Below are 18097 nucleotides of genomic sequence, written 5' to 3' on the forward strand. Positions count from 1 at the left end.
CAGATGCTGGATGGCATTCTGGCGATTGTCGTGCTCCGAGCCACGTGCGCAGGCCGGCCGTTCATCCGTTGGTGCGGTGGATATAAGAGCGATTAGACGGACTTTTTCGCATGAAGCCCACCTCCGGTGTTATTCGTCGTCGTGCTCCTCATGCTCGCCGTGGTCTGCCTTGTCCTCCACCGAGGACAACACCTTGCCGCTGCCGGCGTCAATCTTGATGTCGAACACTTTGGCGCCGCTGACCACTTCGATCTCGTAGCGGGCGCCGGCCTTGCCTTGCTCGTATTCGCCGCGAGTGGCCCGTCCGTTCACCTGTTTTTCAGCGGTGCTCAGCGCCTGCAGCAGGGGCACCGGCGCCTTGGCCGCGGCCAGGGCGTCGTTTTCCGTTTCGTTGAGTTGTCGAGTCGCCGCGAAGGCGACGCCGCCGGCCGCCAGCAGGCCGGCGACGATGACGGACATGGTGCGATAGTTGGGCATGTTGCTCTCCAGAGTGAAGCGCGATATTGCGCGCTTCACAGTCTGGCCGCACAGACTTAGCCGCCCCTGAGTTCAGGCTGGCGCCGGCGCGCCGCCGAACAGCGCAGCCACCAGCGGATCGCGCCGCGCTTTGGCCCGCGACAGCCGCAACGCAAACTTGACGTCGTCGCCGAGGATGTGGAAGCTGCTGCCGCCGGAGCGCAGCGCCCGCGATGGGGCCTTGCGGACGGTTACCGTATCGCCCAGCCGCGCCGCTTCCAGCAGCTCCAGGAAGTAGCCGATCTGCGTGGGGTCCGAGGTCGCGCGGAAGCACAGGCAATCGTGCTGCGCCACCTGGGTGGACGGAAGCTGGCATGCAACTTCGGCCGCGCGCAATTCGTACAGGCAGCTGCGGGCGGTGGAGGGCGAGCAGCGCAGGAAGCTGGCGGCGGCGGCCACGTCGAGGTCGCGCCGGGACAATTCGGCCAGCAGCGCTTGCAGTTTGTCGAGACGGCGGCCGGTGGAAGGCCGCGCCGCCGATGGTGTTGTCGCCTCCAGTCCGGCCTCCAGGCCGATCTGATGGTCGCAGATGGTCTTCATGACGGCACCTCACTGTGCGGAAAGCAGTTGCGCCAGGCTTGGGATCTGCGCCCGCAGTTCGGCTTCGATCTGCCGCGCGCGCTGCACCAGCGCCGGCTCCTCGTCCGCGCCGTGGTGGTGGAAGCCGACGCTCATCGCGCCGATGCGGCTGCCCGCCGCGTCGTACATGGCCAGCTCGATGCCGAAGCGCGATTTGTTCGGGCCGTAGGCGCCGGTCAGCGGTTCGCCGGTTGTCACCACCTGCATGTCGTCGTGATCGGCCTTCTTGCCGATGCGGCCGATGCTGGAGGCGATGATCGGATAGTCGCTGCCGTTGGCGTTACGCACGTGCAGCGCAAGCACCAGCAGTTCGGGATGCGCCGCCATCAACTGGTCGACCAGCCGCTGCGCATAGGGACTGTTGGGCGCGTCCTGCACGTAGGGATAGGGATCGAGCAGGTTGGCCACGTTGATGACCTTGCGGCGCAGCTCGTCGCGCAGCGCCTCGGTTTGTTTCAGCAGCGCCGGGCGGGCCGCGTCGTCGGCGGCCGGCAGCGTCGCGCTCAGCGCTCCGATCGGCTCGCCCGCCACGTCCAGCAGCGGCACGATGGTGGCCACGGCGGCGCCGTCGGCGACCTGCGTCGGCTGGCCGGTGACCTGGACTGCCGCCGCGTTGTCCGGCGTGGTCTGGCCGGCGGGCAGCCTGCTGGAGGCGATCACCACGCTGGCCGAGGCTTTCGGCGGCGTGGCGTACAGCGACAGCGTCAGCACGTCGGGATGGCGGGCCAGCGTTTGAGCGACCAGCGTGTCGCCGTAGGTCTGGCCGGCCTGCACTGCGCCGGCGGACAAAGCCCCGGCCCATGCGATCAGGATTGCAGCTTTCATGGTGTCTCCGTTCTTTTATGTGGGTGATTCAATCCAGCTTGGCCAGTTCCCGCCTGACCTCGTCGGCGGTCAGCGGGAAGTAGCCGGAATAGCGCACCGGCTCCTGGGCATCGCGGCTCAACACGTAGCGCAGGAATTCCCTGATCTGCGGCGGCAGCGGTTGGCCGGGGCGGCGGTTCAGGCGGATGTACATGTAGCGCGTCAGCGGATAGGCGCCGCTGGCGGCGTTGGCGGCGTTCAGTTCGACGGGCGCCACACCGTCGGCGGGGGCGATGGCGAGTGTCTTCAGTCCCGGCGCGCCTTCTTCCAGGCCGCCGAAACCGATGGCGTCCGGATCGCGCAGCAAGGCCTGCGCCGTGTCGGCGATGCTGCCCGGCTGCGCGGCCGGATTCCAGCGGCCGCCGGCCAGCACCATTTCCTGCATCGACATCGAATTCGGCGCCACGGCCGGCGGCATGTAGATATGGATCGGACGGTCGGCCCAGGCGCCGGTAAGGCCCAGCTGCCCCCAGCGCGTGACAGATGCCGCACCGCCACCGTCGCCCAGCACAGCGCGCAGCTGGGCCATCGTCAGCGACGCCAGCGGATTCGATGGATGGACGAACACCGCCTGCGCCGTGGTGCGCTGCGGCGTGTTGAAGCCGCCGCGTGCCACCTTGATCTCCAGCGGCTTCCGGCCCGGCAGCACGCTGGCGTAGGCGGCCTGCTCTTCGGGCCACAGTTCGCGGCCCATCGGCGCGAGGTCGGTTTCGCCGGCCATCAGCGCGTGGAAGCCGTTCAGCGTGCCGGGATGTTCCCAGCGTTCGCCGCGCCGCACGCCCGGCTGCACGCGCTCGAAGTCGTTCATCCAGCGCTCCATCAGGCTTTTCATGCCGTCGCTGCCGTCGCTGCGGATGGCGCCGCGCACGGCGGTCTTGGCTTTGTAGACCGGCAGGGCGGGATCGAGGCTGGCGACGAAGCCGTCCAGTTTGGCGCGTTCCGCTTGCGTGTCATCGGCGTTCAGCGGCGCGTAACTGCCCTGACGAGCGGCGATGGCCTGGCCTTCGGCGCTCAAGGCAAAGGCGATAAATTCGGTGGTGGCAAGCGGCAATGGTGAACCGGGGCGCTTGTTGACGGCGATGTAGGCGGGGTGCTCCGGTGTGCCGGCCACGCGTATCATCAGCGGCGTCTTCATCATGTCGCCGGCGAACTGGTGGGCGTAGGGCGCGGTCTCGGACGGCAGAGGAAGGCGAGCCATCGGCGCCATGTCGGCGGTTTCGAACATCAGCGCGCCGGCGGCGGCTGCGACGGACTCGTGGCGCCAGCGGGGTCCCTTGTGCAGGCGGGGATGATGTTGTCGCAGACCGGCCAGCCAGGCGTCCATCAGCGGGGCCATGGCCGGATCGCCGATGCTGTTGATGGCGGCTGCCGGCGGTGCGGCAGTACAGGGCGCGAAACTACAGGCGAACAGCAGCGCGGCGCAGGCGCTGCGCGCCGTGAGACGGATAGCATTCATGGCTGAACCGTAAAGAAGCGTGATCGGCAGCCGCCGGCCGCGTGGCCGGCGGCCCTGGCGTTACTTGGCTTGCTGGAACAGCGCCGCGTAGCTCGGGATCTTCTTCTGCAGTTCGTCGCGCAGCTTCATCGAGGCCTTGAAGAAGTGCTCGTCGTTGTAGCCGGCGTCGGCCGGGTTTTTATAGGCCAGCACCAGCAGGCCGATGTTCTCGCCGGCCGCGTCGCGCAGCGGCAGCATCGGCACGTACTTGCGGATCGCATCCTTGGTTCGGTGCCAGCGCGGATCGAGGATGGTGATGCCGGTTTCGATAATCATCACATCGTCCGGATCGTCCGGATTGCCGATACGGTCGGGATAGGACCCGGCAAACATCGTGTACACCTTGGACATGCCCGGCGGCACGCCATGGAAGGTCACGCTGATCAGCTCGGGATGCGCGGCCATGATCTCGTCCGACAGCGTCTGCGCATAGATCTTGTAGCTCGGCGCGGTCCAGTTCTTGGCCGTCGTCTCGGCCACGGCCGGCAGGGTGGCGGCCATGGTGACGCCGACCAGGGTTGCGAGTGCGATTTTTTTCAAGGCTTTCATGATTTCCTTTATAGCCCGCGAGGGCTGTCTCCGTTGATGTTGTAAAACAAAGGCACTTCTGTAGCAAAAAATCAGTCCATGTCAGTCCGTCTCATGCAGCGCGGCGGGGCGCCATTTGGCCAGCCGGTTCTCCACCGCCGACATCAGGTAGTCCGCCGCCAGCGCCACCACCATGACGATGATGATCGCGGCGTACATGCCGGCCGCGTCGAACGAGCCCTTGGCGATGTTGATCAGCAGGCCGATGCCGTAGCGCGATCCGACGAATTCGCCGACGATGGCGCCGATGATGGCGAAGCCGAAGCTGACGTGCAGCGAGGCGAAGATCCAGCTCATGGCCGACGGCACGATCACCGAGCGCGTCATCTGCCACGAATTGGCGCCGAGGATCTGGGCGTTGGCGATCAGCGAGCGGTCCGCTTCACGCACGCCCTGGAAGGCGTTGGAAAAGACCACGAAGAACACCATCACGAACGACAGCGCCACCTTCGACGCCAGGCCCAGGCCGAAGATCATGATGAAGATCGGCGCTAGCACCACGCGCGGAATCGAGTTGATGACCTTGATGTAGACCGAGAACACGTCCGCCGCGAAGCGGTTGCGGCCCAGCGCCACGCCGATCAGGATGCCGCCGATGGAGCCGGTCAGGAAGCCCAGCAGCGACTCTTCCATCGTCACCCACAGGTGGTACCACAGCGAGACGCCGTCGACGCCCTCGGTGGTCCACTCGTACAGCCGTACCATGATGGCCAGCGGCGACGAGAAGAAGAACGGGTCCATCACGCCGATGCGCGACAGCAGCTCCCAGCCGCCCAGGAACGCCACCAGGATGGCCCAGCGCCAGAACGTCACCAGTTGGCGGCGCTTGCGGGCGGACTTGGCGGCGGCCGCTTCGATTTCCACGTCCGAGGTGCCGGCGCGGAACACCGGCGGCGCGGTTTGTATGTTTGAATTGATCATGTCGTCCTCGTCAGGCGGCTACTTCGGAACGGGCGGCGCCGAGCATGACTTCGTCGCGCAGGTCGTTCCAGATGGTTTGGGAGATGTCGATGAACTGCTTGTCGTAGCGGATCTCCGACACCACGCGCGGGCGCGGCAGGTCGATGCGGTACATCGACTTGACGGTGGCCGGGCCGGCCGTCAGCACGTAGACTTTGTCGGCCAGCGCGATGGCTTCCTCCAGGTCGTGGGTGACGAACAGCACCGAGGCCCTGGCCTCCGACCACAGGCGCAGCAACTCCTCGTGCATCATCACGCGGGTCTGCACGTCCAGCGCGGAGAACGGCTCGTCCATCAGCAGCACCTGCGGCTCGTTGATGAAGGTCTGCGCCAACGCCACGCGCTTGCGCATGCCGCCGGACAGCTGGTGCGGATACTTGGTCTCGTGGCCGCTGAGGTTGACCCGCGCCAGCCATTTGCGCGCCAGCGCGTAGGCTTCCTCCTTCTCCTTTCCGCGGAACAGGGGGCCGGCCACCACGTTGTCGATCACGCTGCGCCACGGGAACAGCGCGTCGGTCTGGAAGGCGAAGCCGATGCGTGGATCGACGCCGTTGACCTGCTGGCCGAACAGGCGCGCCTCGCCGCTGGACGGCTTGGCCAGGCCGGTGATCAGGTTCAGCGTGGTCGACTTTCCGCAGCCGGTGGGGCCGACGATGGCGACGAACTCGCCGCGCGCGATGGTCATGTTGAAATCGCGGATGGCGACCATCGACTTGCCGTCGGGCGTCAGGAAGCGGCGGCTGACGTTGATCAGCTCGACCGCCGGGGTGTCGTTAGAATTGGACATATCGTTCCTTCCGTGGTTGGCTTACTTGACCTTCTTGACGAACTCGGTCGTGTAAGTCTTGGACAGGTCGATCTTCTTGCCCTTCAGGTTTTTCGAATACCCCGACAGCACGGCCAGCACGGTTTCCGGGCCGCCTTGCGGCATCATGCCATCGATGGTGAACATCGCCTTGCCGCCTTCGAGTGCCTTGACGTAGCTGTCCTTGTCGCCGACGTAGAACGACTTCGGCATCTTCTCGGTGATCTCTACGGCGCTGTGGGTGTTGATGAAGCGCAGCGTCTTGATGAAGGCGTTGGCCAGCTTCTGCGTGATCTCCTTGTGGCTGTTGACATAGGAAGTGGTCATGTACAGCGAGGCCGCCGGGTAGGTGCCGCCCAGCGCGGCCTTGGTGCTTTCCATGGTGCGCAGGTCGACCAGTACGCGCGCCTCGCCGGTCTTGAGCAGGCGGGTGATGGTCGGCTCGGTGGTCATGCCGGCCTGGATCTTATCCTGCTGCATGGCGGCGATGAAGGTCGGGCCGGCGCCGACGGCCACCGAGGTGAACTGGCCCAGCTGCACGCCGGCCTTGACGGCCAGGTACTGGGTCAGGAAATTGGTCGACGAACCGAGGCCGGTCACGCCCAGGCTCTTGCCCTTGATGTCGGCCATCGACTTGATCTGTGGGTACCTGGTCGAGACCAGTTCGACTTCGCCCGGGGCCTGCGCCAGCTGCACCACCGATTCAATGAACTTGCCCTTGCTCTGCATGTCGACGCAATGGTCGTAGAAGCCGACCACGCCCTGCACGGCGCCGGTCAGCAGCTCGCCTTCGGCATCGACGCCGGCGCCTTCGTTCAACAACTCCACCTCCAGGCCTTCGGCCTTGAAGTAGCCCAGGCCCTCTGCCAGCTTGGCGGGCAGGTAGATTTGTTTTTCGTAGCCGCCCACCATCAGCGTGATCTTGTCGGCGGCATGGGCGCCGGATGCGCACAGGGCGGAGGCGAAGGCAAGGGCGGTCAGGCACAGTCGTTTGTGGTTCATTGAGGGTCTCCGGGTTGTTATATGGGTGTCGCTGGGAACAGAATGCCGCACCAAGCTAAACGCAACCTGAATCGCTTCTGATGTTTTATTCAGGCAAACCCAGCGAGCCGCCGGATTCGGCCGGCAGCTCGATCACCATCTGCAGGCCGCGGTCGAAACTGCCGGTCCGGGCGTAGATGCGGCCCTGATGCAGCCCGACGATGCTGCGGCAGATCGCCAGTCCCAGGCCGCTGCCGTTGTAGCGCCCGTTGTGCAGGCGCTCGAAGCGCTCGAACATGCGTTCCTTCTGGTCGTCGGGCAGGCCGGGGCCTTCGTCGATCATCGCCAGCCGCCAGACGCCGTCGGCCACCTGCGAGCTCAGCATGACGGCGCTGCCGCGAGGCGACAGCGCCAGCGCGTTGGACAACAGGTTGAGCAGCACCTGGCGGATGCGCTTGGCGTCGAAGGACACCAGCGCCACGCCTTCGTGGCTGGAGGCGTAGCGCACGCCGTGGTGCTCGGCCAGCACGCGCGCGTCCTGGCCGAAGTTGTTGAGAAAGGCGGCCGGGTCGGCCGGCTGCAGATCCAGCGTGATGGCCCGGGCCTCGGCGCGCGACAGGAACAGCAGTTCGTCGATGATCTGGTCCAGCCGCGCCAGTTCGTCCAGCTGCACGTGCACCGAATCCTCCTGCGCCGGCGTCAGGCCGCCGCTGACGAGGATTTTTTCGGCGTGCAGCCGCACCAGCGACAGCGGCGTCTTCAGCTCGTGCGAGGCCTCGGCGGCGAAGCGGCGGATCTGCTTGAACGACGATTCGAGCCGGTCGAACATCTGGTTCAGCATGCGCGCCAGGTCGGACACTTCATCCTGCACGTCGGTGACGGGGATGCGGGCGTCCAGGTTGTCGGAGCGGATACGGTTGGCGGTGTCGCTGATGCCGCGTATCGGCCGCAGCGCCATGCGGCTGAGCCACAGGCCGATGACCAGGCTGATCACGAGCATCGTGCCTAGCAGGCCCAGGCACACTTCGCCGTAGCCTTCCATCACCACGCGCACGCCGGTCAGCGGCGTGCCGATGTTGACGTCGAAATTGCCGATGATGAACTCGGTCACGCGCAGCTCGCCGATGGCGTCGACCGACACATTGAACGAATGCTGGCCCTTGATGTCCGGGATCTGGCGCCCTGCCAGGTTGCGCGAACGGAAAATGGTGCCGGTGTTGGCGCTGTGGACATCGATGTAGAACAGCGCGGCCGACGCCTCGGTCAAGGTGCGGATGCGTTCCTCGATGCGGTCCGGGTCCACCGTCTCGTGCTCGGGATGCAGGTGGGCCTTGATCTGCTCGAACTGGGCGACGTTGAGCTGGTCCAGGCCGTGGATCAGGTGCCGCTCCAGCATCTGGTAGCCGGCGGCGAACAGGCAGGTGAGGGTGATGGTGGCGGCCAGCGCGTACCAGATCGCCAGCCGCGTGCTGATCGAGCGCCACTGCGGCATCGGGCCGCGGCTGGCCGTGGTGTTCACAGCAGCTGGTAGCCGACGCCGCGCACGGTCTTGAACAGCGGCTGGTCCGGTACCGTGTCGAACTTGCCGCGCAGCTTGCTCATGTAGACGTCCAGCAGGTTGGTGTCGACGTCGTAATGGGCATCCCAGATTTTTTCGGAAATCAGGGTGCGCGGCAGGATGCGCCCGACGTTGTGCATGAAGATTTCCAGCAGCGCGAATTCGCGGCTGGTCAGGTCCACCGGCTTGCCGTTGACGTGGGCCGTGTGGCCCAGCAGGTCGAGGCGGATGCCGCGGTGTTCCAGCACGGTCTCCTTGGCGGTGGAGTGGCGCCGCAGCAGCGAGCGCACGCGCGCCAGCAGCTCTTCAAGGCTGAACGGCTTGGGCAGGTAGTCGTCGGCACCGATATCCAGGCCGGCGATGCGGTCCTGCACGGTGTCGCGCGCGCTGAGGATCAGCACCGGTTCGTTGAAGCCGCTCTTGCGCCATTCGCGCAACAGGTCGAGGCCGTCGCCGTCGGGCAGGCCGAGGTCGAGCACGATGACGTCGTAGCTGGTTTCGCACAGCGCGTCGCGCGCTTCGGCGCAGCTGCCGGCCAGCGACACGGTGTAGGCATGCTCGCTCATGCCCTGCTTGAGGAACAGGCCGAGGCGCTGCTGGTCTTCGACTATCAGGACTTTCATTGCGTCTCCCATTACGTCCTATTACGCGCTCGTACCGGCGCGTTACTTTGATCCTAGCGCCCAAACCTGAATGAAACCTGAATTTGCGGTTTCAGGTTTGCTTCACATGTCATTCAGGTTGGTTTCAGCTTGCGCGCCTACTCTTGCCCGGTAGCCATCATCAACCTAATAACCCAGGAGACATTATATGATCACAAGAACCGCCATAGCATGCGCTTGCCTGCTAATTCTCGGCAGCGGCGCAACGTTCGCGGGCGAGCCTGCCGCACTGCAGCAAGCGGGCAAAGTCGATTTGCCGGGCTATACGGGCGACTTCGACCATTTCGGCGTGGACATTGCCGGCAAGCGCCTGTTCCTGGCAGCCGAAGACCACGGCACGCTGGAGGTGTTCGACCTGACCAGCGGCAAGCACCTGAAGACGGTGGCCGGCGTTGAGCAGCCGCACGGCATCCTGTACCTGGAAGACAAGAGCCGGCTGGTGGTGACCGACAGCGGCGATGGCTACACCAAGATCTTCGATGCGCGCAGCTACAAGATGATCGGTTCGATCAAGCTGGTCAAGGGCGCCGACTCGATGATCTACGACCCGGCCGGTAAATCGATGTACATCGTCACCGGCGGCAAGAACGGCGGCCTGCCGACGTCTGAGCTGGTCCGTGTCGATCCGCGCAGCGGCAAGACGCTGGCGTCCCGTCCCTTCGATACCGACAAGGTCGAGGCGATGGCGGTCGAGCAAAAGGGCAAGTACTTGTACGTCAACGTCACCGGCAAGAACGAAGTGGCTGTGCTGGACAAGAACACGCTGGACGTGGTCAAGACCTGGCCTGTCAGCGGCGGGCAGGTTAACGCCGCGATGGCGTTCGACGAAGCCAACGCCCGCCTGTTCATCGTTACCCGCCAGCCCTACGTGATGCAGGTGCTGGACACTTCCAGTGGCAAGACCGTCGCCAGCTTCCCGGCGCCGGGCCGCACCAACGAGGCGATCTACGATGCGCGCAACCACCGCATCTACCTGGCCGGAGACAACTTCATCAACGTGGTGCAGCAGAAGGGCGCCGACGACTACGTGGCGCTGGATCCGGTGCCGACCGCCAAGGGCGCCAAGACGGCGATCTTCGTGCCGCAGCTGAACCGCCTTTACGCTGCCGTCTCCACCGGCGAGGACAAGGATGCGATGGCCACCGTGCTGCGCTTCGACGTTCCCGCCGCCAAGCCTTAACTTCCGTTTCAGAAAGTCTTCAGTTTCGGTTTAAGGGCTATGCGTATGCTGACTCTGTTGGCTGGAGCCAGCTGCAAACCATAACCGATAACAGGAGACTTCATGACTACCCACCGCACTTTTTCCATCCGATCTTGCCTGCTGCTATGCGGCGCCTTCTGCGCCGCCTGGTCCATGCCGGCACAGGCCATGCGCCCGTTCGAGGGCACCGATGCCGCCGTCGCCGAGCCGGGTGTGTTCGAGCTGGAGCTGGGGCCGCTGGGCTACGTGCGCGCCGGCTCGCAAAGCAGCCTGGTGGCCCCCGCCGTGGTGGGCAACTTCGGCTTCGGCGACGATTTCGAATTCGTCATCGAAGGGCGCACCAGCCGCCTTTTGGGCACGCCGGAAGAGGGCAGCTACCGCACCAGCATCGGCGACACGGCGATGTCGATCAAGCATGTGCTGCGCAAGGGCAGCATGCAGGAAGGCGGCAGCGGCGTCAGTATCGCGATGGAGTGCGGCGTGCTGTTGCCGGAATATCATGGCACGTCGGGTACCGGCGGCACCTGCGCGGCCATCGCCTCGCAGAAGTTCGAAGACGTCACCATCCACCTGAACACCGCCCTGACGCGCACCCGCGAGAAGACCAACACGCGCTTCCTCGGCGTGATCCTGGAGGGATCGGAGGAGCTGGCGGTGCGGCCCATCATGGAGGTGTTTGCAGAACGGGAAAACAACGGCGGCCATACCAATTCGGTGCTGGTGGGCGCGATCTGGAAGCACAGCGAGGACCTGGCCTTCGACGTCGGCCTGCGCCACGCGCGCGCCGACGGGATCAACATCAATGAAGTGCGGATGGGCTTGACGTGGAGCTATGCGATGCACAACTAAAAAAAGGCGGCCTGAGCCGCTTTTTTTTCAGTTCAGCTTGCGAAGCTGTTCTTGCACGGTTTGGACTGGCAGAGGCAGGTAGTTGCCGTTGGCGGCGACCGCCTGCTGGCCCTCGCGGCTGAGCACGTAGCGCAGGAATTCCTTCAGCTTCGGCTCGACCGGCGTGCCGGGCTTGCGGTTCAGGTAGATGTACAGGCTGCGCACCAGCGGATAGCTGCGGTCCTGGAAACTTTGGCGACTCGGTACGATGTACGGGCCGCCGTCGGCCGCCGCCAGCGCCACCGGCTTCAGCCCCGGCACCTGCTTGGCCTGCGGTACGATGGTCCAGGCGATGCCGTAGCGGTTGTTCGACAGTTCGTCGCGCAGCATGTGCTGCAGGCCGCCGGTCTGGCCCGGGTCGTCGTCGCCGATCATCTTGCTGCCGGTTTCAACATACTCGCGCATGTTCGGATTCCACTTGCCGCTGTTCTTCAGCACCTTGAGCTGGAAAAAACGCGTGGTGCCGGATGGCGCGTGGCCGTAGGTCTGGATCGTCTTGTCGGCCCACTCACCGGTCAGGCCCAGCTGGCCCCAGGTGCGGATGTTCTGCTCGGCACTGCGGGCGTCGGTCACGCTCCACTTGAAGCCGCGCAGGCCGCCGTTGCGTTCGGCGCCGAAGATGCCGTCCAGCTGCTTCATCGTCAGCTTGCCCAGCGGATTGTCCGGATGGACGTAGACCACGATGCCGGGCGACTTGCCGTCGACGTCGTAGGTGCCCGAGGCCACAGTGATGTCCAGCGCGTGGTAGCCGTAGACTTCGAAGAACGACAGCACCTCGGTGATGGCCGGCTCGCCGCCGTCGGGCGCCAGGTCGGTCACGCCGGTCACCAGCGCGGGGAAGGCCGCGTCGCTGGTGGGCAGCGTGTCCTGGAAGCTCACGTCGGGATGGTAGCGGCGGAAGCCTTCCTCCCACAGCTTGAGCACGCCGCCCAGGCCGAAGCCGTAATTGCGTATCGTGCCGTGGACGGCGGGGCCGGGCGTGTAGGCGGGCAGAGTATCGAGATGGTCGTCGGCGGCCGCCGGCAGGGCGGCCACCAGCATGGCCGCCAGCGCGGCCCAAGTCGGGATCGGTTTCATTCGATGTTGTGCAGTTCGGCGCGGATGGCGTCGTTGTTGAGGGGGAGGAAGGCGGCGTCGCGCACCACGGCGGCCATGCCGTCGCGGCTGAGGATGTAGCGCATGAACTCGCGCACCTTGGGATCGACCGGCCGGCCCGGCACGCGGTTGACGAAGGCGGTGCTGTAGCGCGTCAGCGGATAACTGCGGCGCCAGGCGTTGTCCTGCGTCGGCGGCACCGGTTCCGCGCCCAGTTCCTCGTCCCGCAGCGCGATGCTGCGCACGCCGGGATTTTCAAACAACACGTTGGCGTAGCCGATGCCGTCCGGATCCTGCGCCAGCCGCTGCAGGATGTAGGTGCCGGCGTTGATGACGTCGCCCGTCGCGGTGCGGCCGTTGCGGTAGTCCTTGAGCTCGGGGTTCCAGCGGTGGCTGTCCTTGAGCACGGTCTTGCGGAAGAAGCCGGCCATGCCGGTGTCGAAGTCGTAGCCGTACACGTGAACGGGACGTTTGGCCCAGGCCCCGGCCAGGCCCAGGTCGCCCCAGGTGCGCACCGCTCCCTTGGCGCCGCGCCGGCGTTCGGCGCCGTAGAGCGCGTCCAGCTGCTTGAGGCTGAGCCCGGCCAGCGGATTGTCCTTGTGCACATAGACCATCAGCGCGAAAGTCTTGTGCTGGGTGGCGTAGCTGCCCGACGTGATCTTGATGCCTGTGGCATCGTAGCCGAACCAGTCGCGGAAGGCGTCCAGCTCCGGCTGGTAGGGTTCGCGGCCGATGAAGACGATGTCGGCGATGCCGGCATACAGCCCGGCCATCGCCGCCTCGGTGCCCTTCATATTGGTGTCGAAGGTGACGCCCGGATGGATGGCGCGGAAGCCGTCCTGCCAGGCTTGCATCAGTTCCGGAATGTAGGGATTGCCCCAGACGCGGATGCGGCCGCTGACGCTTTGCCGCGGCTGGTAGGGCGCCAAATCGGCCAGGTAGTCGGTGGCCGCCGCGCACTGCATGGCCAGCGCGGCGGCGGCCGTCATGATCAATCGTTTCATTGCAGTTTGCTCCTTTCGGCCTGCGCGGCGGCCGGCTGCAGCGGGAAGTAGCCGCCGTCGCGCGCGATCGCAGCCTGGCCTTCGTCGCTCAGAATGTAGTCGAGATAGGCCTTGATGTGCGGCGCCAACGGCCGGTTGAACGTCATCGTGACGCCGCGCGCCAGCGGATAGCTGCGGTTGGCGACAGTCTCCCTGCTGGCCGCCACGTAGGGCGCGCCGTCGCCGGCCGACAGCGCCAGCGGCCTGGCCCTGGCATTGCGGTACACCATGGTCGAGATGGCGATGGCGCCGGGATCGGCCGCCAGGGCGTCGAGCACGCGCTGGCCGCCGTCGATGCCGCCGGCGTCGGCGAACTCGCGCAGGTCGCCGGCCCATTTCTGGCTGTCGCCCATGACGGCGTGCTCGATGAACTGGGCATCGTCTCCGGCGATGGGCGTGATGTAGACGTGGATCGGCCGCTGGGCCCATGCTCCCTTCAAGCCCAGATCGCCCCAGGTGCGAAGCTGGCGGCCGGCGCGGCGGCGGTCGGCACCGATCACGCCGTCCAGTTCTGCCAAGGTCAGCCTCGTCAGCGGATTGTCCTGGTGGACGTACACCACCAGCGCCGGATTGTGGTGCGCCACGTCGAGGCTGCCGGTGGCGATGGACACCGCCGACGGCTCGGCCTTGAACAGCGGCACATAGGCATCCAGTTCGATGGCGATCGGCGCCCGTTCCATCAGCGCCAGGTCGGCCGCGCCGGTGTACAGGCCGCCGATGCCGGTAGAGGTGCCGCGCAGCGTGGTCTCGAACCGAACGCCGGGATGGTTACGCTGGAAGCCCCGCTGCCAGGCCGCCACCAGCCCACCCGCGTAGGCGCGGTCGCGGCTGCCGTGGCCCCAGGTGCGGATCAGGCCGGCATTCGGGGCGGGATGGGCGTCGATCTGCGCCCAGGCGGCGCCGCACAGCAGCAGCGCGCCCAGGCCCGACAGGAGTCGGCGCCGCACCATCAGAACTGCACACTGCCGGTGACGTAGAACAGGCGGCCGATCGGCGAGTAGGTGGCGGCGTCGGCGTTGTTGTCGGTGAACGCCTGCGGCGACAGCGGCGGCATCACGTTGCCGATGTTGTTGACGCCGACGGCGATGGTCCAGCTCTTGCCGTACTTGCCCATCAGCTCGTGCCCCTTGTAGGCCACGCGCGCATCCCAGGAGCTGTACGACTTGACCCGGATGGGCTTGAGCGTGGTGCTGGTCTCGTACACCAGGCCGCCGGCGCCGATGTCGGTGACGGACGACGAGTAGTTGTTGCCCAGCGTGGCAGTCCAATTGCCCAGGCGCCAGTCCAGCGACGTGTAGAAGCGGTACTTCGGCAGCGTGCCCTGGACGCCGGTGCCGCCATTGGTGGCCGTGCCGGCGTATTCATAGTACTTCTGATACGGCAGCGCCTGGAACTGATAGGACTTGAAGATGGTGCCGATGGTGCCCAGCGTGAAGGTGCCGGCGTGTTCGGTTTCCTTTTCATATTCGCCGTTGACGCTGTACGACTCGACCTTCAGCCCGCCCAGGTTCATGAAGTGGTCGATGGCGTAGACGTTGAGCGCGTTGTTCGGATTGGCTTTCAAGTAAGCGCTCAGCTCGCCTGGCGTGGCGAACGGCGTGGCGCCGGGCAGACCGGGGAAATTGCCCTTGGCCAGGCTGCCGGCGAACGGCGAGGCCGCGCCCATCTGGTCCACGCTCTGCAGGATGTTGGTGAAGCCGATGCCGCCCGGGAAGCCGCGCTGCGACACGTTGTGATATTCGGCGCCCAGGGTCAAGCCCTCGATCTCGCGCGGCTGCCAGGCCACGCTGAGCGAACGGGTTTGCGAGCGGCTGGCGGTCAGGTCGGGATTATTGCCGTCCATGCCGTTCAGGCCGGGATTGGCCAGACCGAACACGGTCTGGATCACGCTGCCGCCGACGATGCGGGTGGCGGTCGGGCCGTACTTGGCGTACAGCGTCGGCGCGGTGAACGATTTCGAATACGAACCGCGCACTGTGAAGGCTGAGGTCAGCGGCTGCCAGCGGAAGCCGATCTTCGGCACCGACGCGCTGCCGGCGTCGCTGTAGCGCTCGTAGCGCCAGGCGCCGACTAGGTCCAGCGCGTGCAGGCCCGGCAGTTCATACTTGCCGCCGGTGACCGGCACCCGGACCTCGGCAAAGGCGGCGTTGACGGTGCGGGTGTGCTCGAAGTTGTCGGCATAGGTGCCGCCTATCCATTGCTGCGCGGTGGGACCGGTGTTGTTGCCGTTCGGATCGGTATAGGCGCTGAGCTTCTCGCGGCGGGTGCTGGCGCCGGCGGCGAAGCCCAGTTTGCCGCCCGGCAGTGTCGCCAGGTTGCCGTACAGCGAGGCGTCGAACGAGTCCAGCTTGCTGGTGCCGTTGATGACCTCGGTGCCGTACACATTGGCCAGCGCGGCTGGGTTGATGCCGCCGCTGCGGGCGAACGGATCAAGCGCCGGCTGCAGCACCAGCGCGCCGGCGGCGGTGTAGCCGCTGTGCACCTTGCTGTAGGCGCCGCCGGTCGCGGGGTTGCCGTTGGCGTCGTAGCCGCCGGCGATGGCCAGCGGCAGGTTGGTCTTGTAGATCAGGTTGGACTGGCGCTGCTCCAGCTTGTTCTGGCTGTGGACGTAGGCCGTTTCCCAGCCCCAGCCGTCGCCCAGCTTGCCCTTCAGGCCGATGGTGGCGCGCACCGCGTCGACGTCGTTGTTGAACTGGCGCGGCTGCGGCCAGTAGGAAAAATTGACGCCGCTAAAGGTGCCGTTGAGCGGATTGTACGGCGCACCCTTGGGCACCGTCAGCGTCGACGTCACCGGCAGGAATTGGGTGAAGCTCTGGTTGTTGGATACCAGCAGGTCGCTGAACAGCGACAGCGACTTGGGGATCAGCTCGCCGACCAGGTTGGCGCTGAGCGCCTTCTGCTCCTGCTTGAGCAGCAAGGTCTGGAATTGCGAGATGTCGTCGGTGGCGGCGATCCCGGCGGTGGTGGTCGGCAGGTAGGTGCCGTTGGCGAACAGGTCGGCGACACTGGTGGCGATGGCGCCGGCGCCGGTCGGATTCTTGCCGGCCGGGGTGTTCAGCCCCGGCGCCAGGATGCCCGGCGTGGCGCCGCCGAAGGTGCCCGGCACCGCCGACACGCGGCCGGTGATCGGCGTCGAGAAGCCGCGCTGGTTCTGGAACAGCGGCGTGTTGCTCGAGTCGCTGCCGGCCACGGTCAGGTTGAACTGGCCGAGGTTCTTGCCCAGCGTGAAGGCGCCGGATTTTTCGGAATAGTCGTCGGCCGACGCGTAGCGGCCGCTGACCTCGGCGCCCTCGTAGTTGGACTTGAGGATGATGTTGACCACGCCGCCGATGGCATCCGAGCCGTAGATGGCGGACGAACCGTCCGGCAGCACCTCGATGCGTTCGATGGCCGACGGCGGGATCTGGTTGACGTCGACGAAGGCCTTGCCGCCGATGCCGGCGATGCCGCTGATGGCGGCGCGGCGGCCGTTGATCAGGATCAGCGTGTCGAGGTTGCGCAGCTGCACCTGCGAGCCGCCGGCGGTGTTCTGGTTGGTGTTGTTGGCGTTGCTGCTGCCGGCGTTGCCGCGGCCCTGGAACGACGGCACCTGCTTGCGCAGGATGTCGAGCACGTTGGTGCTGACGCCGGCCTTGGACATCTGCTCGGCATCGACGCTGACCACGCTGACGGCCACCTTGTCCGGATCGACCGGCACGTGCGACCCGGTGACCACCACCTGTTGTATTTTTGGAACATCGTGCTCGGACTTCTGCTTGTCGTCGTCCTCGGCGCGGGCCTGCTGCAGCTGGCTCAGGCCCGACGACAGCAACAGGCTGGCGGCCAGCGCCTTCTTGATCTTGGTACGATTTTTCATTCTAGTCTCCTCATTATTATGTCTTCCGGTGCCAATTATTTTTTTGGCTTCCCCCGGTTTTGGTTTTCACTTGCTTCAGGACTAGAAGTTGCGCCACTTTTCTAAACGTAACCTGAATTGTTTCTGATCGAGGACCGATTGGCAACACTGCCGGCTAATGGGCTGCTAATTGTTGGCCGCTATCGTCTGCCCCATGCCAGCCGGCCCATCCTCCCGACAAGGTGTTGCATGAATCGACAAATTTCCGCACCCGGTGCGCTGATCAACAAGGTGCCGTCCGCAGTGCTGAGCTTTTGGGTCATCAAGATCCTGTCCACCACGGTCGGCGAGACCGGCGCCGACTACCTGGCCGTCAACGCCGGCCTGGGCACGGCCGTCACCGGTGGCATCACCGCCGCGCTGCTGGCCACCGCGCTGGCGGCGCAACTGTACAGCCGCCGCTTCGCGCCCTGGCTGTACTGGCTGTGCGTGGTGCTGCTCAGCGTGGCCGGCACCCAGATCACCGACGCGCTGACCGACGGCCTGGGCGTCAGCCTGTATCTGAGCACCGGCGTGTTCGCGGTCTCGCTGGCTTTGCTGTTCGCGGCCTGGCACCTGTGCGAGCACACGCTGTCGATCGCCACCATCAACACCGCCCGCCGCGAGCGTTTTTACTGGGCGGCGATCCTGCTGACCTTTGCGCTGGGTACGGCGGCCGGCGACCTGGCCACCGAGGAGCTGGGGCTGGGATTCAGGCTGGGGGCGATCACTTTCGGCGCGCTGATTGCCATCATCTATTCGGCACGGTGCAACGGCGCCAATCCGGTGCTGACCTTCTGGCTGGCCTACATCCTGACGCGGCCGCTGGGCGCCTCGCTGGGCGACCTGCTGTCGCAATCGACCGAGTACGGCGGCATCGGCTGGGGCGCGGTCAACACCAGCTTGGTGTTCCTGCTGGCGATCGCCGCGCTGGTGGCGATGGTGAGCCGGGCGCCGGCCGCCGTCCCGCCGAACTGACATCCATTTC

General features: G+C 65.8%; 17 protein-coding genes. 3 read left to right on the forward strand and 14 right to left on the reverse strand.

Features of this window, described 5'->3' with window-relative positions:
• Positions 1 to 129 precede the first annotated feature (129 nt).
• The 10 genes from ACCD07_RS09540 to ACCD07_RS09585 all read right to left on the reverse strand — a co-directional run bounded on the left by ACCD07_RS09540 (position 130) and on the right by ACCD07_RS09585 (position 8969).
• Positions 130 to 477, reverse strand: coding sequence for a PepSY domain-containing protein (locus tag ACCD07_RS09540; protein WP_413447188.1), 348 nt, complete (start codon positions 475 to 477; stop codon positions 130 to 132).
• A gap of 72 nt (positions 478 to 549) precedes the next feature.
• Entirely contained in the window at positions 550 to 1056 is a 507-nt protein-coding gene (locus ACCD07_RS09545; RefSeq protein WP_413447189.1) for a hypothetical protein, read from the reverse strand.
• Positions 1057 to 1065: 9 nt separating this feature from the next.
• Positions 1066 to 1920 carry a hypothetical protein gene (locus tag ACCD07_RS09550; RefSeq protein ID WP_413447190.1) on the reverse strand — a complete coding sequence of 285 codons (855 nt, stop codon included), beginning with the start codon at positions 1918 to 1920 and terminating at the stop codon, positions 1066 to 1068.
• A gap of 28 nt (positions 1921 to 1948) precedes the next feature.
• A complete protein-coding gene (locus tag ACCD07_RS09555; RefSeq protein ID WP_413447191.1) occupies positions 1949 to 3415 on the reverse strand; it encodes a substrate-binding domain-containing protein in 1467 nt (488 codons plus the stop codon).
• Between the two features lie 60 nt (positions 3416 to 3475).
• On the reverse strand, positions 3476 to 4003 hold the full coding sequence (locus ACCD07_RS09560; RefSeq protein WP_413447192.1) for a hypothetical protein: 528 nt from the start codon (positions 4001 to 4003) through the stop codon (positions 3476 to 3478).
• Positions 4004 to 4084: 81 nt separating this feature from the next.
• Positions 4085 to 4963, reverse strand: a complete 879-nt coding sequence (locus ACCD07_RS09565) for an ABC transporter permease (protein WP_413447193.1) — start codon at positions 4961 to 4963, stop codon at positions 4085 to 4087.
• A gap of 10 nt (positions 4964 to 4973) precedes the next feature.
• Complete coding sequence (locus ACCD07_RS09570; RefSeq protein WP_353403456.1) at positions 4974 to 5789, reverse strand: ABC transporter ATP-binding protein; 816 nt, start codon at positions 5787 to 5789, stop codon at positions 4974 to 4976.
• Between the two features lie 21 nt (positions 5790 to 5810).
• The gene (locus tag ACCD07_RS09575; protein ID WP_413447194.1) at positions 5811 to 6809 is read right to left on the reverse strand and encodes an ABC transporter substrate-binding protein; all 999 of its coding nucleotides are present in this window, start codon (positions 6807 to 6809) and stop codon (positions 5811 to 5813) included.
• An 85-nt stretch (positions 6810 to 6894) separates the two neighbouring features.
• Positions 6895 to 8307: an ATP-binding protein gene (locus ACCD07_RS09580; protein WP_353403458.1), complete on the reverse strand. Its 1413-nt coding sequence runs from the start codon at positions 8305 to 8307 to the stop codon at positions 6895 to 6897.
• Positions 8304 to 8969 carry a response regulator transcription factor gene (locus ACCD07_RS09585; RefSeq protein WP_353403459.1) on the reverse strand — a complete coding sequence of 222 codons (666 nt, stop codon included), beginning with the start codon at positions 8967 to 8969 and terminating at the stop codon, positions 8304 to 8306. Before ACCD07_RS09585 ends, ACCD07_RS09580 begins: the two co-directional genes overlap by 4 nt.
• A gap of 187 nt (positions 8970 to 9156) precedes the next feature.
• Between ACCD07_RS09585 and ACCD07_RS09590 the strand changes: the two genes are divergently transcribed.
• Together ACCD07_RS09590 and ACCD07_RS09595 are read left to right on the forward strand one after the other, a co-directional pair.
• Complete coding sequence (locus tag ACCD07_RS09590) at positions 9157 to 10188, forward strand: YncE family protein (RefSeq protein WP_353403460.1); 1032 nt, start codon at positions 9157 to 9159, stop codon at positions 10186 to 10188.
• Positions 10189 to 10290: 102 nt separating this feature from the next.
• Positions 10291 to 11058, forward strand: coding sequence for a hypothetical protein (locus tag ACCD07_RS09595; RefSeq protein ID WP_413447195.1), 768 nt, complete (start codon positions 10291 to 10293; stop codon positions 11056 to 11058).
• 27 nt (positions 11059 to 11085) lie between these two features.
• On the opposite strand, the gene ACCD07_RS09600 is transcribed toward ACCD07_RS09595, so the two are convergent.
• From ACCD07_RS09600 to ACCD07_RS09615, 4 genes are read right to left on the reverse strand one after another with little or no spacing between them, the layout of a single operon-like run.
• Positions 11086 to 12174: a PstS family phosphate ABC transporter substrate-binding protein gene (locus ACCD07_RS09600; RefSeq protein ID WP_413447196.1), complete on the reverse strand. Its 1089-nt coding sequence runs from the start codon at positions 12172 to 12174 to the stop codon at positions 11086 to 11088.
• On the reverse strand, positions 12171 to 13196 hold the full coding sequence (locus tag ACCD07_RS09605; protein WP_413447197.1) for a PstS family phosphate ABC transporter substrate-binding protein: 1026 nt from the start codon (positions 13194 to 13196) through the stop codon (positions 12171 to 12173). Before ACCD07_RS09605 ends, ACCD07_RS09600 begins: the two co-directional genes overlap by 4 nt.
• Positions 13193 to 14185 carry a PstS family phosphate ABC transporter substrate-binding protein gene (locus ACCD07_RS09610; RefSeq protein WP_413447198.1) on the reverse strand — a complete coding sequence of 331 codons (993 nt, stop codon included), beginning with the start codon at positions 14183 to 14185 and terminating at the stop codon, positions 13193 to 13195. The genes ACCD07_RS09605 and ACCD07_RS09610 overlap by 4 nt, the downstream gene beginning before the upstream one ends.
• Positions 14185 to 17091: a TonB-dependent receptor plug domain-containing protein gene (locus tag ACCD07_RS09615; RefSeq protein ID WP_353403465.1), complete on the reverse strand. Its 2907-nt coding sequence runs from the start codon at positions 17089 to 17091 to the stop codon at positions 14185 to 14187. Before ACCD07_RS09615 ends, ACCD07_RS09610 begins: the two co-directional genes overlap by 1 nt.
• 228 nt (positions 17092 to 17319) lie before the next feature.
• On the opposite strand from ACCD07_RS09615, the gene ACCD07_RS09620 reads away from it, so the two are divergent.
• On the forward strand, positions 17320 to 18087 hold the full coding sequence (locus ACCD07_RS09620) for a hypothetical protein (protein WP_413447199.1): 768 nt from the start codon (positions 17320 to 17322) through the stop codon (positions 18085 to 18087).
• Positions 18088 to 18097 lie beyond the last annotated feature (10 nt).

Source organism: Duganella sp. Dugasp56 (assembly GCF_047304105.1).
Lineage (GTDB): Bacteria > Pseudomonadota > Gammaproteobacteria > Burkholderiales > Burkholderiaceae_D > Rugamonas > Rugamonas hordei.

Coding starts and splice junctions, on each gene's coding strand:
- ACCD07_RS09565 (WP_413447193.1), bottom strand. CDS start 4,963: ATGATCAATTCAAACATACAAACCGCGCCGCCGGTGTTCCGCGCCGGC.
- ACCD07_RS09620 (WP_413447199.1), top strand. CDS start 17,320: ATGAATCGACAAATTTCCGCACCCGGTGCGCTGATCAACAAGGTGCCG.
- ACCD07_RS09610 (WP_413447198.1), bottom strand. CDS start 14,185: ATGGTGCGGCGCCGACTCCTGTCGGGCCTGGGCGCGCTGCTGCTGTGC.
- ACCD07_RS09550 (WP_413447190.1), bottom strand. CDS start 1,920: ATGAAAGCTGCAATCCTGATCGCATGGGCCGGGGCTTTGTCCGCCGGC.
- ACCD07_RS09555 (WP_413447191.1), bottom strand. CDS start 3,415: ATGAATGCTATCCGTCTCACGGCGCGCAGCGCCTGCGCCGCGCTGCTG.
- ACCD07_RS09585 (WP_353403459.1), bottom strand. CDS start 8,969: ATGAAAGTCCTGATAGTCGAAGACCAGCAGCGCCTCGGCCTGTTCCTC.
- ACCD07_RS09575 (WP_413447194.1), bottom strand. CDS start 6,809: ATGAACCACAAACGACTGTGCCTGACCGCCCTTGCCTTCGCCTCCGCC.
- ACCD07_RS09595 (WP_413447195.1), top strand. CDS start 10,291: ATGACTACCCACCGCACTTTTTCCATCCGATCTTGCCTGCTGCTATGC.
- ACCD07_RS09540 (WP_413447188.1), bottom strand. CDS start 477: ATGCCCAACTATCGCACCATGTCCGTCATCGTCGCCGGCCTGCTGGCG.
- ACCD07_RS09605 (WP_413447197.1), bottom strand. CDS start 13,196: ATGAAACGATTGATCATGACGGCCGCCGCCGCGCTGGCCATGCAGTGC.
- ACCD07_RS09600 (WP_413447196.1), bottom strand. CDS start 12,174: ATGAAACCGATCCCGACTTGGGCCGCGCTGGCGGCCATGCTGGTGGCC.
- ACCD07_RS09570 (WP_353403456.1), bottom strand. CDS start 5,789: ATGTCCAATTCTAACGACACCCCGGCGGTCGAGCTGATCAACGTCAGC.
- ACCD07_RS09560 (WP_413447192.1), bottom strand. CDS start 4,003: ATGAAAGCCTTGAAAAAAATCGCACTCGCAACCCTGGTCGGCGTCACC.
- ACCD07_RS09545 (WP_413447189.1), bottom strand. CDS start 1,056: ATGAAGACCATCTGCGACCATCAGATCGGCCTGGAGGCCGGACTGGAG.
- ACCD07_RS09615 (WP_353403465.1), bottom strand. CDS start 17,091: ATGAAAAATCGTACCAAGATCAAGAAGGCGCTGGCCGCCAGCCTGTTG.
- ACCD07_RS09590 (WP_353403460.1), top strand. CDS start 9,157: ATGATCACAAGAACCGCCATAGCATGCGCTTGCCTGCTAATTCTCGGC.